At 70.1% G+C, this 16,467-nt stretch carries 17 protein-coding genes and 1 tRNA gene; 8 read left to right on the top strand and 10 right to left on the bottom strand.

Annotated elements, in window-relative coordinates; translation table 11 throughout:
• Positions 1-61 precede the first annotated feature (61 nt).
• Positions 62-841, bottom strand: coding sequence for a GAF and ANTAR domain-containing protein (locus tag ASG91_RS10910; RefSeq protein ID WP_056922649.1), 780 nt, complete (start codon positions 839-841; stop codon positions 62-64).
• Between the two features lie 265 nt (positions 842-1,106).
• Here ASG91_RS10910 and ASG91_RS10905 point away from each other — a divergent pair, with 265 nt between their 5' ends.
• From ASG91_RS10905 to ASG91_RS10895, 3 genes are all read left to right on the top strand, one after another.
• Positions 1,107-2,102, top strand: coding sequence for an NADP-dependent oxidoreductase (locus ASG91_RS10905; RefSeq protein WP_056922648.1), 996 nt, complete (start codon positions 1,107-1,109; stop codon positions 2,100-2,102).
• A 39-nt stretch (positions 2,103-2,141) separates the two neighbouring features.
• Positions 2,142-3,008: an alpha/beta fold hydrolase gene (locus tag ASG91_RS10900; protein WP_056922647.1), complete on the top strand. Its 867-nt coding sequence runs from the start codon at positions 2,142-2,144 to the stop codon at positions 3,006-3,008.
• A gap of 150 nt (positions 3,009-3,158) precedes the next feature.
• A complete protein-coding gene (locus ASG91_RS10895) occupies positions 3,159-3,761 on the top strand; it encodes a TetR/AcrR family transcriptional regulator (RefSeq protein ID WP_056922646.1) in 603 nt (200 codons plus the stop codon).
• Positions 3,762-4,268: 507 nt separating this feature from the next.
• On the opposite strand, the gene ASG91_RS10890 is transcribed toward ASG91_RS10895, so the two are convergent.
• Positions 4,269-4,928: a response regulator transcription factor gene (locus tag ASG91_RS10890; protein WP_200961280.1), complete on the bottom strand. Its 660-nt coding sequence runs from the start codon at positions 4,926-4,928 to the stop codon at positions 4,269-4,271.
• Positions 4,925-6,859: a sensor histidine kinase gene (locus tag ASG91_RS10885; protein ID WP_056922645.1), complete on the bottom strand. Its 1,935-nt coding sequence runs from the start codon at positions 6,857-6,859 to the stop codon at positions 4,925-4,927. The genes ASG91_RS10890 and ASG91_RS10885 overlap by 4 nt, the downstream gene beginning before the upstream one ends.
• 175 nt (positions 6,860-7,034) lie before the next feature.
• On the opposite strand from ASG91_RS10885, the gene ASG91_RS10880 reads away from it, so the two are divergent.
• A complete protein-coding gene (locus ASG91_RS10880; protein ID WP_056922644.1) occupies positions 7,035-7,397 on the top strand; it encodes a hypothetical protein in 363 nt (120 codons plus the stop codon).
• The gene (locus tag ASG91_RS10875; RefSeq protein WP_056922643.1) at positions 7,394-8,086 is read left to right on the top strand and encodes a DUF4386 family protein; all 693 of its coding nucleotides are present in this window, start codon (positions 7,394-7,396) and stop codon (positions 8,084-8,086) included. The genes ASG91_RS10880 and ASG91_RS10875 overlap by 4 nt, the downstream gene beginning before the upstream one ends.
• Positions 8,087-8,392: 306 nt before the next feature.
• On the opposite strand, the gene ASG91_RS10870 is transcribed toward ASG91_RS10875, so the two are convergent.
• The 5 genes from ASG91_RS10870 to ASG91_RS10850 form a co-directional block, all read right to left on the bottom strand.
• Positions 8,393-8,465: transfer RNA gene (locus tag ASG91_RS10870), tRNA-Ala, on the bottom strand.
• Between the two features lie 99 nt (positions 8,466-8,564).
• A complete protein-coding gene (locus ASG91_RS10865) occupies positions 8,565-9,176 on the bottom strand; it encodes a histidine phosphatase family protein (protein WP_056922642.1) in 612 nt (203 codons plus the stop codon).
• A complete protein-coding gene (gene rsfS / locus ASG91_RS10860; protein WP_082592622.1) occupies positions 9,173-9,547 on the bottom strand; it encodes a ribosome silencing factor in 375 nt (124 codons plus the stop codon). Before rsfS ends, ASG91_RS10865 begins: the two co-directional genes overlap by 4 nt.
• Before the next feature lie 7 nt (positions 9,548-9,554).
• Positions 9,555-10,163, bottom strand: a complete 609-nt coding sequence (gene nadD / locus ASG91_RS10855; protein ID WP_256363723.1) for a nicotinate-nucleotide adenylyltransferase — start codon at positions 10,161-10,163, stop codon at positions 9,555-9,557.
• A gap of 2 nt (positions 10,164-10,165) precedes the next feature.
• Entirely contained in the window at positions 10,166-10,399 is a 234-nt protein-coding gene (locus ASG91_RS10850; protein WP_056922640.1) for a hypothetical protein, read from the bottom strand.
• A 1,077-nt stretch (positions 10,400-11,476) separates the two neighbouring features.
• Between ASG91_RS10850 and ASG91_RS10845 the strand changes: the two genes are divergently transcribed.
• The gene (locus tag ASG91_RS10845; RefSeq protein WP_056922639.1) at positions 11,477-12,457 is read left to right on the top strand and encodes a glycosyltransferase family 2 protein; all 981 of its coding nucleotides are present in this window, start codon (positions 11,477-11,479) and stop codon (positions 12,455-12,457) included.
• Here ASG91_RS10845 and ASG91_RS10840 read toward each other — a convergent pair.
• Both ASG91_RS10840 and ASG91_RS10835 read right to left on the bottom strand, forming a co-directional pair.
• Positions 12,411-13,106, bottom strand: a complete 696-nt coding sequence (locus ASG91_RS10840; RefSeq protein WP_056922638.1) for a bifunctional 2-polyprenyl-6-hydroxyphenol methylase/3-demethylubiquinol 3-O-methyltransferase UbiG — start codon at positions 13,104-13,106, stop codon at positions 12,411-12,413. The two genes, ASG91_RS10845 and ASG91_RS10840, sit on opposite strands and share 47 nt — an antisense overlap.
• Before the next feature lie 84 nt (positions 13,107-13,190).
• Positions 13,191-14,471: a glutamate-5-semialdehyde dehydrogenase gene (locus tag ASG91_RS10835; protein WP_056922637.1), complete on the bottom strand. Its 1,281-nt coding sequence runs from the start codon at positions 14,469-14,471 to the stop codon at positions 13,191-13,193.
• Between the two features lie 151 nt (positions 14,472-14,622).
• Here ASG91_RS10835 and pdxY point away from each other — a divergent pair, with 151 nt between their 5' ends.
• Both pdxY and ASG91_RS10825 read left to right on the top strand, forming a co-directional pair.
• A complete protein-coding gene (gene pdxY / locus ASG91_RS10830) occupies positions 14,623-15,474 on the top strand; it encodes a pyridoxal kinase PdxY (RefSeq protein ID WP_056922636.1) in 852 nt (283 codons plus the stop codon).
• Positions 15,475-15,527: 53 nt separating this feature from the next.
• Positions 15,528-16,460 carry a hypothetical protein gene (locus ASG91_RS10825; protein WP_056922635.1) on the top strand — a complete coding sequence of 311 codons (933 nt, stop codon included), beginning with the start codon at positions 15,528-15,530 and terminating at the stop codon, positions 16,458-16,460.
• The last annotated feature ends 7 nt before the right edge of the window (positions 16,461-16,467 follow it).

The raw sequence follows: 16,467 nt of genomic DNA, 5'->3' as shown, positions 1-16,467 counted from the left end.
GGCTCGCGTCATGAACGCACCCTCAAGGCGTCACGGGCGACAGGCCAGGAAAAGCCGGCACCTACAGACGGACCACGAGGTCGGTGGCTTCGTCCTGGTCCCGAGTTGCGTGGCCGGCCGAGGGTTGGTGAACGTGGCCCGTGCTCGCGTCGGCCACGTGTCGCAGGTCGTTGGACTGCTTGACGAGATGAGCCGCGAGGTCACGGAGCTTGACGTTGGACATCTGCGAGAGACGGGACAGGCGCTCAAAGGCGTCCTCGTCGTCGAGATCGAACCGCTCCATGATCAGCCCGGTGGCCTTGCCGATCGTCCGGCTCGACTGGAGGGCCGCTGCAAGGTGGCTCTCGCGTCGGGTCTGGGTCACGGCCAGGGAGGCCTGCGCAGCAAACAGTCTCGCGTGCGCCAAGCGGTCGGTGTCGAGGTGGGTGTGCGTCGTCGAGTAGAAGGTCAGCCCGCCGACGGTCTGCTCCTCGACCTCGATGGGCACACTCAGCTGCGACCGGAGGCCCAGGTTGACAGCGTGCGGGATGAACCTGGGCCACCGATGCTCGCTCTCGGCGTCGTCGATGATGACGGTGTGGCCGTCCCTGACCGTGGTGAGGGACGGACCTTCGTCCATGGCGTACTGCAGGTCATCGAGCTCGAACACGAGCTGATCCGTGCCGGCCAGGGTGCTGAGGGCACCGGTGCTCTCGGCGATGCAGATGCCGACGTGGGTCCCCGGCACCAGTTCTCTCGCCACGTCAATGATCGAGTCCAACACGGGTATCGCATGCTCGGCACGCCACACGGATGACCACGAACGGTGGTTGACCAGGTTCTCGGGGGGCCAGCTGTCCATGGTGCCTCCAACCGTCATTGAACTGCCGTGACGAGCAGGCGCTGCCTCGGTGGACACCGAGCGGAGGTGGGTTGCCAAACCTGCTCATCGGGGTCTGGGATGAGCCTCCGTTTCGGAGGATACCCGTCGAGAGGCCAGCGAGGCGATGGGCGAATTCCGAGCTCATCCCCCCGGTGAGCAGCAACCTGGACGACCTTCGCTTGACAACAAACCTGAGTGTGTTCATTATTGAGGCTACTCATATTATCGTTGTCCAGGAGTCAGCATGCGAGCGTTCGTCATCACGCAGTACCAGGGTCCGTTGCAGGAGGCGGATGTCCCCGAGCCCATGGTCGGAGAGCACGACGTGCTCGTCCAGGTCCGGGCTGCCGGGCTCAACATGCTCGACGAGAAGATCCGGACGGGCGAGTTCAAGCAGATCCTCCCGTACCAGCTGCCGCAGATCCTGGGCAACGACGTCGCGGGAACGGTGATCGGCGTCGGCGCGAAGGTGCAGGGCTTCAGGCTCGGCGACGAGGTGTACGCCCGCCCCGACAAGGACCGCATCGGAGCCTTCGCGGAACGCATCGCGGTGGCCGAGGCCGATCTGGCGCTCAAGCCGGCGTCCCTCAGCTTCGAGGAAGCGGCCTCGCTACCGCTGGTCGCCTTGACTGCTTGGCAGGCCCTCGTCGAGCGAGGCAACCTGCAACCGGGGCAACGGGTCCTCATCCACGGCGGCGCCGGCGGAGTGGGGACGATCGCGATCCAGCTCGCCAAGCACCTCGGTGCCACGGTCGCCACCACGGTCAGCACCGGCAACGTCGACTTCGTGCGCGCGCTCGGGGCGGACGTGGTCGTCGACTACCGCAGCCAGGACTTCGAACAGCTTCTCGACGGGTACGACCTCGTGCTGGACAGCCTCGGCGGGAAGAACCTCGAGAAGTCGCTCCGCGTGCTGCGTCCCGGCGGCAAGGCGATCGGGATCGCCGGGCCACCCGACGCGGCGTTTGCCCGCGAGCTCGGCGCGAACCCGATCCTCCGGCTGGCGACGACTGCCCTCAGCAGCCGCATCCGCCGCCAGGCGAGGGGCCTGGGCGTCACGTACGAGTTCCTCTTCATGCGCGCCAGCGGCGACCAGCTTCGCCACATCACCGACGTCGTCGATGCCGGCGCGCTGCGGCCCGTCGTCGGACGGGTCTTCGACTTCGACCAGACCGTGCAGGCAGTTCAGTCGCTCGACAAGGGCGGCATCCGCGGCAAGGCCGTCATCAGCAGGGCCTGACAAGCCATCTCATCACCCACCAGGACACCGGAGAACATCATGAGCACGAACAACCACGCACAGGACGACGTCATCACGACCTACAAGGACGCGCCCGCCCAGACCATCCACGCCGGCGGCGTGACCTACGCCTACCGCGAGCTGGGGCCGAAGGGCGGGATCCCCGTCGTCTTCTTCGTCCACCTCGCCGCGAACCTCGACAACTGGGACCCCCGGATCATCGACCCGATCGCCGCCCAGCACCACGTCATCACCTTCGACAACCGCGGCGTCGGAGCCTCGACCGGCACCGTTCCCGACAGCATCGAGGCGATGGCCGACGACGCGGTGACCTTCATCAAGGCGCTCGGCTTCGACCAGGTCGACATCTTCTCCTTCTCCCTCGGCGGCATGGTCGCCCAAGCCCTGGTGGTGAAGCACCCCGGCCTCGTCCGCAAGCTCATCCTCACCGGCACCGGTCCCGCTGGCGGCAAGGACATGGACAAGGTCGCCGGCGTCACCTACTACGACATCCTCCGGGCCGCCGTGACCCGGTCGGACCCGAAGGAGTTCCTCTTCTTCAACCGCAACGCCACGGGCAAGCCCGCCGCCCGCGCGTTCGTGCAGCGCCTCAAGGAGCGCACCACTGACCGTGACAAGCCGGTCGCGGTCAAGGCGTTCCAGACCCAGCTCAAGGCGATCAAGAAGTGGGGACGCTCGCCCGCCGCCGACCTGTCGAAGATCAGCCAGCCCACCCTGATCGCCAACGGGGACCACGACCGGATGGTGCCCTCGGTGCTCTCCGAAGACCTGCACCGGCGCATCAAGGGCTCCGAGCTGGTCATCTACCCCGACTCCGGCCACGGTGGCATCTTCCAGTTCCACGACAGATTCGTCCCGGTCGCCCTCGAGTTCCTCGCCCGCTGACCATCCGGGCGACCAAGCTCGCCGGACCGGTCGGCGCGCTCTACCCGGAGCTCCGCGACATGAGGGCTCCTCTCACCGCCGTGGAAGAATGAGCGCCGGCACATTCGAGCCCACCCCCAGGAGCCCACACCGCAGAGAAGGGCGGCAGCCATGCCACTCACCTCCCAATCCGTCGGACGGCGTGAGCGGAACAAACAGCAGAAGCTCGACCGCATCACCGCCGCCGCACGGGAACTCTTCGCCGAGCGCGGAGTCGACGAGGTCACCGCCCAGGAGATCGCCGACAAGGCCGACATCGGTGCGGGCACGTTGTTCCTCTACGCCAAGAACAAGGGCGAGCTCCTGCTGCTCGTGCAGAACTCGGCCTACGCCGATGCGCTGACCCAGGGCAGGACGGCGGCCGAGACCACCCCCGACCTGCTCGACGCGGTGATGGCGATCGTCCGCCCGGTCGTGGAGTGCAACCGCAAACAGGTCGACAACGGACGGACCTACCTCCGGGAGATCGTCTTCGGCGACCCCGAGGAACCGCACCACCGCGACGCGCTCAACCTGACCGTGCAGACCGAAAAGGCGATCGCCGACGTGCTGCAACGGGACGATCGCATCCACTCCGACGAGGCCGCCACCCTCGCGCACATCGTCTCCGCGATCATGTTCGTCAGCATGGCCGCGACCATCAACATCGCCAACCCCGCCGACGACCTCGTGCACGAGATACGAGATCAGGTCCGGGTCCTGCTACGCGCGTGATGCGTCGGCAGTCAGCACCGAATCGCTCGCTTTGCGCGTGCTCCTGTCGGATCTCATGAGCGGTGGCAAGCGAGATGGCCCCTGACCAGCGTTTCCGCTGGCCAGGGGCCATCTCGTGTCCGGTGGAGCTGAGGGGATTCGAACCCCTGACCCCTTCCATGCCATGCACCTCCGGCACGTCCACCGGTGTCCCAGACCGTCCACCCTGAGCACGACGCATTCCCCCAACGTCCCCCAAAATGCGCCGAAACCCGCCGCCGTTGTCAAGCAGTTGGTCAAGTATCCGTTTGGGCCACCCGCGCCCCATGGAGTGCGGGGGCAGACACCAGCGGGGATAAAGTGCGCGCGATGTCGCACGGTGCATCGAATAGGCCCTAGGACCACACCGGGTCGTATGCCGGGTGGCTGGCCGGGCCTCATGGCGTCGGCCAGGTGTCGTCAACACTCCTCGTCGACGCGCCCACCCTCAGTCCGGACGGCGTCGCTCATCCTTCGCGAACGCTGGCCTCATCGAGGGTGGTTGCCCGGGTCGTATCCGAGTCCGGCGTCGCGAGCCAGGACTGCCGCCTGGGTCCGGTCGACGACCTGCAGCTTGGTGAGGATGTTCGAGACGTGGTTGCTCACCGTCTTGGGCGCGAGCTGCAGCCGGTCCGCGATGGTGCTGGTCGGGAGCGCCGCCGCGAGCAGCTCCAGCACCTCCAGCTCGCGGGCAGTCAGCGAGGGGAACGGAGCAGACGTGCGAGCAGCGGGCGTGTTGATCTGGTGCAGGACGCGCTCGGCGACTCCGGGCCCGAAGATCACCTCACCGGCCGCGATCGCACGCACAGCGCGGGCGATCTCTTCCTGCTCGGCACCCTTCAGCAGGTAGCCATGGGCGCCAGCGCGCATCGCGGCGAAGAGCGAGTCGTCGTCGTCGAACATGGTCAGCACGCAGACCCGCGTTGTCGGTGCGAAGCGGGCGATTTCGCGAATGGCGGCCAGTCCGTCCATCCCCGGCATCTGCAGGTCCATCAGGACCACGTCGGGTCGGTGCAGCACGGTTTCGCGCACCGCCTCGGCTCCGTCGCCGGCAACCCCCACGACCTCGAAACCGGCCAGGGTCGACAGCACTCCGGACAGCCCGGAGCGCACGACGGGGTGGTCGTCGACGACCAGGACGCTGATCATCGGGCCGCCACGGGTACCGAGATCCGTACGTGTCCACCATCGGGACCCGAACCCACGTCGCAGCGTCCCCCGAGCTCCGCCGCCCGTTCGCGCATCGAGCTGATGCCCACCCCGGAACGCCAGCTGCCGTTGACGGCGCCGTCGTCGAGCACCTCGCAGCGCAGCTCCCCGTCCCAGACCAGCCGCAGACGGACGGTTGACGCGCTCGAGTGGCGGACCACGTTGGTCAGCGCCTCCGTGGCAATGCGGTACACCGCGAGCTCGACCGCCGCCGGCATCCGCGGCAGGTCCGCAGGGATCTCGACCTGCACGAGCAGGTCGGAGCCGTCGGCCCGCCGGGTCGTCCGCGCCGCACGGATCCGCAGCGCTTCGGCGAGGCCGAGCTCGTCCAGCGCCGGGGACCCCAGGTTGTCGACGATGCGCCGCACCTCCCGGATCGCAGTCCGGGAGTCGCTGCGCACTGCGTCGAGACGCTCCAACAGCCGCCCGTCGGCATCGGCGCTGGGGCTCGCCGTGGCGGTGGCCAGGTTGTGGGCCATGTCGGCGGACAGCGCGACCCCGGTGAGCAACGGCCCAAGACCATCGTGCAGCTCTCGTCTCAGGCGCCGCCGCTCCTCCTCCTCGGCCAGGACCAGCCGTTCCCGTGAGATCTTGAGCTCGCGCAGCAGGTCGGTGGCGTGGAGTGCGGTCGACAGCGGACCGGAGAGCATCCGGAGGATGTTCGCGTCGGCGGCGGAGAGTCGGCGCTCCCCGCCGCGCAGGCCAACGACCAACACACCACCCTCGAGTGGCAGTGTCGCCGTTGACCCACCGGGCGTGCCGCCTGCCGCGCGGATCTCATCGCCGACCACCACCGCGACGTAGGGCAGCCGCAATGCGGCGCGAACCTCTTCTAGGGTCTCGGACAGGCCACCGGAGAGTGACTGGCCGACGCGGGACGCCACGCGGACCGGGTTGCCGCGCTCGCCGTAGAGCAGCCTGTCGATCGCGGCCTGGAGCGTGGCGCGGACGGGCAGTGCGAGCAGTGCCACCAGCAGCGCCGACGCGACTCCCGAGAGCACCACGACGAGCCCGGCGTAGGCTGCCAGCACAAGGCCGGAGAGCAGCGCGTAGGTGACGACGCGGCTGACGACGAGCTTGATGTCGAGCAGTCCGTGGCGCAGCACGGCGACTGCCACCGCCGCTGGGAGCAGCGGGATCGTGAAGAGGACGAGGAGCGGCGTCCCGGCGACCAGCGCCCACGGCGTCACTGCCACGACGATCACGGCGGCCGCGAGGACCAGCCAGAGCAGTTGACGACGAACCACCTCGTCTCCCCTGCGATAGCGGAACACCATGCAGCCCAAGCCAATCAACACCGACAGCACCCAGCGCACCTCGCTCACCGTCCAGAGCCAGGCAAGTTCGTCGTACCGCGCCAATGCGAGGTAAGCAGGCGGCATACCCGGTGGTGTTTCCGTTCCCAGCCCCACCTCCAGCAGGAACAGCGGCGAGGTGACCGCGACAGCCGCGGCGACCTGGAACCAGCGCCCCGACCTCAGCCGCCCATCCGGCAGCAGGAACAACGACAGCGGGATGGCCAGTCCGATGTTGACCGGCCAGGCCCAGTTGAACACCGTCATGTCCAGGCGCACGATCCAGACCGGCGCGCCCTGATCGTGGAGAACCTGACCGAGCGGTGCGGCGAGGCCGGACAGCACCTGGCAGGAGCCACCCACGACGTAGAGCCACCCGAGCAACAGGCGCGGACGGTGCCACGCGATCAGCGCACCACAGAGGGCGAAGCTCACCCCGATGACCACGTTGCTGACCACGAACGCATCGAGGGCCTGGGCGAACGACCAGTGCGCTGCCGTCGTCGCAACGACGGCCCCGGCGGACGCCAGGACAGCCCCCGCTCCAAGCCCCGCCCCGAGCCATCGCACGCCCATCGGCATCTCCTCGCTCGCGCCGTGAACGACGATACCGAGTGACCATCCAGGCAGGTCGGGAAATCTTCCCGACCTGTCCGGGCAATCACCCGGTCACGGGGGCACGGCTGCCCTTCTGGACGGGTAGGCCGTCGGCGGATCGTCGAGAGCACCACCTCTCTCGAAAGGAACCACCATGCATTCCTCGACCGCCACCAGCCGTCGCGCGGGACTAGGCATCCTCGGCCTGCTGTCGCTGGCCGACTGCTCGATGCTCCTGCTCACTGACGGCAACACCCCGCCCTACTCCGTCGCCGCCCTGGTTACAGCGCTGGGCCTGATCAGCCTGGCGCTCGTGATCCGGGCCTTCCGAGACGGCAGCCGCCCGATCCGTCTCCTCGTGGGCCTGCGGGCGCTCTCCGCCGTCGCCGCCCTGCCTGCGTTCTTGGTCGACGACGTACCCGCAACGGCGCAGGCCGCTGCCGCCGCCACGGTGGTGCTGACCGTCATGGGCATCTTGCTCATCGGTCGTACCGACGCCCGGATCGTGACGTCATGAGCACCCGCACGTCGGACGTCGCTGCCGCACCTGTCCGCCGCTCGTCCCCAGCCTTCAGCACCTGGGCGACGGCGCTGCTCCTGCCGCTCGGACCGGCGGCCGTGGCCGTGCTGCGCCTGATCCTTCCCTACTACACCGCAGGATCACCCGAGGAGACCGTCGCCGAGGTCGGGCGCCACCCCGGTGCACAGTCCGCGGTCCTGTGGCTCGGGTTCATCGCAGTGTTCACCCTGGTGCCAGGCGTGATGACAGCGGCCGGCCTCTGTCGCGCCGCGTCGCCTCGCCTCACCACGTGGGCCCTGGGCCTCGCCGTTCCCGGCTATCTCGCGCTAGGGATCATGCTGGCCTCTGACCAGGTCCTGTGGAGCGCGCAGGAAGCCGACCTGTCTACCACTCAGGCCACTGCGCTCTTCCTGGCCGCACATCCGACCATCGACATCGCGATCGGCATCTTCGTCATGGGCCACGTCCCGGGGACGGTCCTGCTCGGGATCGCGCTCGTGCGCTCTGGACGGATCCCCGCGTGGGCCGGCTGGGTGACCGCGGTCTCGCAGCCGCTGCACTTCGTGGCCACGGTCATCCTGGGAAGCCCTCAGGTCGACTTCGTGGCGTGGTCCCTCACCGCCGTGGGCATGGCAGTGGTCGGGCGAGCACTGCTGCGCCACGACTCGTCGGTGGGCTTCCAGTGACGTCGTCCCTGATGGGGCGCGGTATGCCGGGCGAGGCAAAGCGAGTTCGGCCTAGAGACGGACGCCCTGGTGCCGCAGACCGACATCTTCCCGGCATGGGAAGTGACAGCGAGAACTTCGGACGTCCAAGCACGTGAGGGGACCCCCAGGGACCGTGGAGACTGGCGAAACGCGCCCTCCCGGGACGTGTAAGTCAAGCAGTCAGTCAAGCATCGCGCTTCCGGCGCAGGAACTAGTAACTGGCGACGGCCAGCGAAAACGGCGCCTGACCTGCGATTTCGCAGGTCAGGCGCCGTTCCGTATTTGTGGAGCTGAGGGGATTCGAACCCCTGACCCCTTCCATGCCATGGAAGTGCGCTACCAACTGCGCCACAGCCCCGGATCTCCCGAGGGGGATGTCCCCCGGAGGGGACTGCGGAAGTTTACCCAGTACCCCCACCCAATCTCCAAATCGGCGGGTGGACCGGGGTCCACCGCGTCAGGCGTGCGCGTTCCACGCGCTCAGCTGCCACCCGATCCGGCTCTGCCTGAGCTCCGCCCAGTGGCAGTTGCCCATGGTCGCCAGCGCATGGGTGGCCAGGTGCTGGTCGATCCCGAGCAGGTGGGCGATGGCGGCCCGGCTCGAGACCCCGTGCGCCACGATGACGACGCACTCGTCGTCGCCGAGGTCGTCCAGCACCTCGCGCAAGGACTCCCCCGCACGACTGCCGACCTCGGCCAGCGTCTCGCCGTCGACGCCGCGGCGGACGTCGGCCCGGTCCATCTCCACGAGCAGGTCGGCATACCGGGCTCGCACCTCGCTGGTGTGCAGCCCCTGCCACTGCCCCACGTGGATCTCACGCCAGCGGGGGTCGAGGGTCACCGGAACCCCGGCCGCCTCCGCCACGTGCTGGGCCGTGACCGCCGCCCGTGCCAGGTCGGAGGAGATCACCCTCGAGGGCCGGTATGCCGCGATGGCCCGGCCCGCGGCACGGGCCTGCTCCACGCCGAGGTCGGACAAGGGGGTGTCGAGCTGCCCCTGCCAGACGCCACCGGCGTTGTGGTCGGTCTCGCCGTGCCGGACCAGCAGGACGCGTCGCGCAGCGGTCATGCGTCCCGGCGCTTGGGCACGCCGAGGTCGATCTCGGGACAGTCCTTCCAGAGCCGCTCGAGCTCGTAGAACTCCCGCTCCTCGTCGTGCTGGACGTGGACGACGATGTCGCCGAAGTCGAGCAGCACCCAGCGGCCGTCCCGCTCGCCCTCGCGGCGGATCGGCTTGGCGCCCTTCTCGCGGAGCTGGTCCTCGACCTCGTCGACGATGGCGCCGACCTGTCGGTCGGTGCTCGCCGACACGATCACGAAGACATCGGTCAGGGCGAGCTGCTCGCTCACGTCGATGCCGGCCACGGTGGTGGCGAGCTTGTCGTCTGCTGCTTTGGCGGCCGTCATGGCCAGGTCAAGGGATCGTTCGGTGGCGGGCACTGCTCTCCTACGTTCGTGCCGGTGCGCCGGCGGGTGAGCCGGCGGCATACAGGCGGTATTTGTTGACGTACTGGACGACGCCGTCGGGCACGAGGTACCAGACGGGTTCGGCGCGCTCGACGCGCGCCCGGCAGTCGGTGGAGCTGATCGCCATCGCGGGCACCTCCTGCAAGGTGACCCGGTCGGCCGGGAGGCCCGACTCCGACAGGAGGTAGCCCGGACGGGTCACCCCGATGAAGTGGGCCAGCCGGAACAGCTCGTCGGCGTCCTTCCACGACAGGATCTGGGCCAGCGCGTCGGCGCCGGTGATGAAGAACAGCTCGGCATCGGGCCGTTCGGTGTGCAGGTCGCGCAGGGTGTCGATCGTGTAGGTGGGGCCGGGGCGGTCGATGTCGACCCGGCTCACCGTGAAGCGGGGGTTGGAGGCCGTCGCGACCACGGTCATCAGGTAACGGTGCTCGGCCGGGCTGACCTCGCGCGCGTCCTTCTGCCACGGCTGGCCGGTGGGCACGAAGACGACCTCATCGAGCCCGAACCGGGTCTGGACTTCGGAGGCGGCCACGAGGTGGCCGTGGTGGATCGGGTCGAACGTCCCGCCCATCACTCCGAGGCGCATGGTCAGTGGTGACTGCCCTGGTGGTCGGCATGGGCGTCGTGGTGGCCGGCCGACGCATGCGTGCCGTGGGCTCCGCCGGTCGCGACCTTGGTCGCCACGCCGCGGAAGAACCACAGCACGCCCAGGAGGGCCAGGAACGCGACCATGGCGATGGCCCCGAACGCGTAGGGGGACATCGGCAGCTCGCGGGTGTGCTCCTCGGCGGCAGTGACCAGGGTGAAGGCAGACGACGACATGCCCCACAGCGTACCTGCCGCCGACCCCCTCCCCGCGACCATCACCGTCGGGCTGCGCAAGCCCGCGCTGTCCACGGATGTTGTGCACAGGGGTGTGCACAACCTGTGCGTTGCGCACACCCGGGTGTGGACAACCGTGTGGGAAACCCGTGGACAGAAAAAGGTGCGCGAAACCTATTGCGGCACAACGGATCGGGCCACTAGAAATCTCTCACGCGCTCCAGTCGGAGGGTCGAGACGAGGAGACTCGGACGGCCACGAGGCAGGAGCACAGGTCAACCGGATAACGGACGACCGCCTCGACCGGGTTCGCTCGGACGAGGTCCTCGAAGCCTTCGGGCAGACAGGTTCGCGGGCGACGCCGCGGAGGAACGCCGGGCCCGTTGGCCAGATCGCATCGCCTTGGCCGCACCGGTTCGCCGGAGCGACCAGGCGCCACCGTCGCAGTGGCCACAACACCCGGTTCGCCGGGGGGCGTGGGCGGTCGAACGGGGCAGCACCGTGGGGCGGTTCGCCGGCCCAGGGAGCTGCACCAACAGTGGGGGTCGCCGTCACCTCGGTGAGGACGAAGCCTGCTGGTGGGACGTCAGGTCGCTTCGGTGACCGGGCAGCCCGCACCCCGTGGCCGACAACAGACCCACTCCGGTGGGGAAACCGACACCACACGTGGAGCCGTGAACCACTTCGGTGGCGAGCGACCCCGCACCGTGGGAAGTGCCGTCACCTCGGTGACGACAGGACCCGCACGTGGGAAGTGCCGTCACCTCGGTGACGACAGGACCCGCACCCCGTGGCTGACACCGCACCCGCTTCGGCGGGGTGACACCGACACCACACGTGGGAGACCAGGCCGCTTCGGCGGCCGGGTGTCCCGCAGCGGACAGGGCACCACCTCGGTGGCGCCGGACTCCGCACCCGGCGATCCGCCCAGCTGCTGGTTCTGCCAGCGGCCGGGAGGATCTCCACCCGAGGGCCCCTCGAACTCATACTTCGAGGGGCCCTCACCTTTGCTTCTAGAGACCTTTGCTTCTAGAGACCTTTGCGTGTCGACGTGGCCTGTCCCCGTAACCTTGGGACATGGCCCCCGAGCTCAGCATCGTCATCCCCGTGTACAACGAGGAAGACGTGCTGCCCCTGCTCGCCGCGCGGCTGCGACCCGTGGCGGACGGGCTCGGCGCCACCTACGAGGTGATCACCGTCGACGACGGCAGCGACGACCTGTCCCCCGCAGTCCTCCAGCGGCTGATGCGTGACTGGCCGCAGCTGCGGATCGTCCGGCTGCGGGCCAACGCCGGTCACCAGGCCGCCATCTCGGCCGGGCTCGCGAGCGCCCGTGGCGACTACGTCGTCACGCTCGACGCCGACCTGCAGGACCCGCCCGAGGTGATCCCCGAGATGCTCGCCCAGGCGCGCGCCCAGCGGGCCGACGTCGTCTACGGCGTGCGGTCCGACCGCTCCAGCGACTCGGCCTTCAAGCGGCTCAGCGCCAAGGCCTTCTACCGGGTGATCCGCGTGCTGTCGGGCACCCACGCCCAGGTCGACGCCGGCGACTACCGGCTGATGTCGCGGGCGACCGTCAACGCCATCAACTCGCTGCCCGAGCACCACCGGGTGCTGCGCTTCGTGGTCCCGGCCCTGGGCTTCCCGTCGACCTCGGTCACCTACCGGCGGGACGAGCGGGCGGCGGGCAGCTCGAAGTACCCGCTGTCCAAGATGATCCGGCTGTCACTCGACAGCGTGACCGGCTTCTCCACCGCTCCCCTGCGCGCCGCCACCTGGCTGGGCCTGCTCGGCGGCCTCGCGGCGCTGGGCCTGCTCGCGTACGCGCTGGTCGCCGCCTCCCTGGGCCACACCCTCCCGGGCTGGACGTCCACGGTCGTGGCGGTTGCCGGCGTGGGGGCGGTCCAGCTGCTGTGCGTCGGGATCCTCGGCGAGTACGTCGGACGGATGTACGCGCACCTGCAGGCCCGACCGACCTACTTCGTCGCCTACGACTCGCTCACGGGGCCGGTCACCGCCGCGGACGAGCCCGCACCATCAGCGTCACGCCGGGCATAGCCTTCAGCGGCAGGTAGCGCTCGGCCGTCACGATCGCGCGCAGGCCCAGGTTCACGAGGGGGTGCACGGTCTCGAGGTCCGAGCCGCTCGCCTTGCGCCGCCGCAGGGCGACGACCGGACGCAGCAGCACGTTCCAGGACGTCATCGAGGCGACCTCGAACCCGTTCCGCTCCAGGACCGCACGCAGCGTGTCGCGGGTGTAGCGGCGCACGTGGTCGACCGCCACGTCGTGGTCCGACCACAGCCTGGGGTCGGCGGGCACCGCGATGAGGAACATCCCACCTGGGCGCAGGGCCCGGCGCACCTCGGACACGGCGGTGTCGTGGTCGACGATGTGCTCGAGCACGTCGAAGGCCACGACCAGGTCGAGGCTGTCGTCGCTCACCGGCAACGCCGTGGCGTCACCCCGCACCACGGAGAGACCGCGCTCGGCAGCGACCTCGGCCCCGTCGGCGCCGTACTCGAGCGCGCTGACCGACCAGCCGGCCCGGCGCAGCACGCGCGTGTTGCCGCCACCGGCCGCGCCGATGTCGAGCGCGGTGCCGGGACGCAGCCCGCCGATCATCCGGCCCAACAGGTGGCGCCGCTCGCGGTACCACCAGTGCGCATCCTCGAGCGCGGCCAGCTTGCGGACCTCGGTGCCTTCCAAACTACTCAGTGCCTTCCACGGGCGCTCATCCTGCCAGTTCGCGTGGACCCGCGTGACCGGCCCCCGGTATGCCGCGCGGCCGGCTCAGGCGCGCACCTGTCCGTCGCCCTCGACGATCCACTTGGTCGTGGTCAGCTCAGGCAGCGCCATCGGGCCGCGGGCGTGCAGCTTCTGGGTGGAGATGCCGATCTCCGCGCCGAACCCGAACTCGCCACCGTCGGTGAACCGGGTGGACGCGTTGACCATCACGGCCGCGGAGTCGACCTCGTTCGTGAACCGCCGGGCGGCCGCCCGGTCCTCGGTCACGATCGCCTCGGTGTGGCCCGAGCTGTAGGTGCGGATGTGCTCGAGCGCGGTGTCGAGGTCGGGGACCACCCGGACGCTCATCTCGAGCGCGAGGTACTCGGTGCCGTAGTCCTGCTCGGTGGCGGCCTGGTGCGGCACACCGGCCGCTTCGGCGGCGGCACCGGAGGCGTCGTCGGTGTGCAGCGCCACCCCCGCCCCGGACAGCTCGGCGAGCACCTTGGGCAGGAAGTCCGCCGCCACGGCCTCGTGCACGAGCAGGGACTCGGCGGCGTTGCAGACGCTCGGACGATGGGTCTTGGCGTTGACCGTGATCGCAAGCGCCTTGTCGAGGTCGGCGGCGGCGTCGACGTAGACGTGCACGATGCCGATGCCGGTCTCGATCACCGGCACGGTCGACTCGGTGACGACGGTCTGGATCAGCCCGGCCCCGCCCCTGGGGATGATCAGGTCGACCAGCCCGCGGGCGGTGAGGAGAGCCCGCACCGCGTCGCGGCCACCCTCGAGCAGCGTGACGGAGTCGGCGGGCAGGCCCTGCGCCTCCAGACCGGTGCGCAGCACCTCGACCAGCGCCCGGTTGGTCGACTCGGCAGCCGAGCCGCCGCGCAGGATGACCGCGTTCCCGGACTTCAGGCCGAGGCCGGCCGCGTCGACGGTGACGTTCGGGCGGGCCTCGTAGACCATGCCCACCACACCCATCGGCACCCTGACCTGACGGATCTGGAGGCCGTTCGCGAGCGTCGAGCCGCGGACCACCTCCCCCACCGGGTCGGGCAGCGCCGCGACGGCGCGCAGCGCCTGGGCCACGTCGGCGACCCGCTGCGGGTCGAGCGCCAACCGGTCGAGCAGACCCTGCGGCATACCCGATGCGCGTCCGCGCTCGAGGTCGTCGCCGTTGGCGGCGACGATGCGGTCGGTGGCGGCGTCGAGGGCGTCGGCGAGCGCGAGCAGCGCGGCGTCCTTGTCGGCGCGGGACAGCAGCGCCAGGCGGCGCGAAGCCACCCGTGCGGCGCGTGCCGCGGTGGCCACCTGCTCGACGGCGGCGGGGTCGATCTCAGCCATGCTCCAAGGGTATGCCGCGTGGCCACCCCGCCACCCGCCGGTCCAGCAGCCGGGTGGGTCCCTTTCGCCAGGCCATGCACTGCCCCCCACGGCTGGGGCAGTGCATGGCCTGCCCACCCTGCCCCGGACGGCTCGCTGGTTGAATGCTGGGGTGAGCATCCTGTCGATCCAGTCCTCGGTCGCGTACGGCCACGTCGGCAACAGCGCCGCCGTCTTCCCCCTCCAGCGCCTCGGGGTCGAGGTGTGGCCGGTGCACACGGTGCACTTCTCGAACCACACCGGCTACGGCGAGTGGCGCGGCCCGCTGCTGCCCGCCGATGACGTGCGCGCCGTGATCCGGGGGGTCGAGGAGCGCGGGGCGTTCCCCGGCGTGGACGCGGTGCTGTCGGGCTACCAGGGCGGCGAGGACATCGGCGACGTCATCCTCGACGCCGTCGCGAAGGTGAAGGCTGCCAACCCTGCCGCCATCTACGCCTGTGACCCGGTGATGGGCAACGCGAAGAGCGGCTGCTTCGTGCACCCGGCGATCCCGGTCCTGCTGCGGGAGCGGGTCGTGCCGGCCGCCGACCTCATCACGCCGAACCAGTTCGAGCTCGGCTTCCTCACCGGCACCGAGCCGCACACCGTCGAGGAGACCCTCGCGTCCGTCGAGCTGGCCCGGGCGATGGGGCCCTCCATCGTCCTGGTGACCAGCGTCGAACGTCCGGACGCACCGGCGGACACCATCGAGATGATGGCCGTCACCGACGACGGCGCGTGGATCGTGCAGACCCCGCGGCTGCCGATGAAGGCCAACGGCTCCGGTGACGTCACCGCGGCCTTGTTCACCGCCCACTTGCTCGCGACCGGCGACCCCGCGGTCGCCCTGGCCCGCACGGCCAGCAGCGTCTTCGACCTGTTGGCCAACACCCTGGAGTCGGGCGAGCGCGAGCTCCAGCTGGTCCAGTCGCAGGCCACCATCGCCGAGCCGCAGATGCAGTTCGAGGTCACCCGGCTGCCGTGAGACCACACGGCCCGCGCACGCAACCTTTCTCCGGGCGTGGACGTCCCACCGGTATGAGCAGGCTCTCCCCCGCCGTCGCCGCTGTCCTGGCCGCCACGCTGCTGGCTGCCTGCGGATCGGTGGGCGGTGGCGCGGGAGGTGGCGGCTCCGCCTCGCCGACCATGGACGACCGGGACCGGGCGCAGCGGGCGGCCCAGCTGCTCGACCGGTACGCCGACGCCCGCAAGACCAGCGACTCCCCCGCCCTCGACCTCGGCGACCAGCTCGAGCAGCAGGAGGGCGACTGGGAGCCCGCGGTCGGCGAGAACAACAAGCTGGCCTGGCTCACCGGTCACCTCGTGGCGGTCGCCCCGCTGCCCGACGCCCCCGGGCCGGGTCGGGTGCTCGACGGGACGGTGGGCGGCGTCACGACGACCGTCGTCTCCGCCGACGACGCCCTCGCGGCGATGACCTCGCGGCGCAGCAACTGCGACGGGTGCACCGACCTGCGGGTCACCGGAGCGGTGCTGACCACGATGGACGTGCGGACCTCGGCAGGGGTCGTCACCGTGCCCGGCTGGCGGTTCTCGTTGGACGGCACCGCCGTGACCCTGCTCCGGGTGGCGATCCCCGCGTCGGCTCTCGTCCGCACCCCCGTGGACTGGACGCCCGCGCCCGGCGACGGCCTGCGCCCGGAGTCCTTCGACCTCGCTCCGGACGGCCGGACGATGACCCTGGTCTTCACCGGCGCGCCCGACGAGCCGGGGGCGTGCGGTGCCGACTACCGCGGCGAGGCCTTCGAGTCGGACCAGGCCGTCGTCGTCGCCGTGGTGCAGATCCCGCGCGAGCCCAGTGGTCAGGACATCGCCTGCGCGGCGATCGGCGCCGTGCGGATGGTCGACGTGACCCTCCACCGCGAGCTCGGCGACCGCACCGTGCTCAGCCTCGCCGACGGACAGCAGGTCGTGCAGGGCTCGGCCCGCACGATCGGGCCGCCCCTGCGCTGACCCGGCC

Source organism: Phycicoccus sp. Soil802, assembly GCF_001429605.1.
Classification (GTDB): domain Bacteria; phylum Actinomycetota; class Actinomycetes; order Actinomycetales; family Dermatophilaceae; genus Pedococcus.
This window is presented reverse-complemented; position numbering and strand designations above follow the sequence as displayed.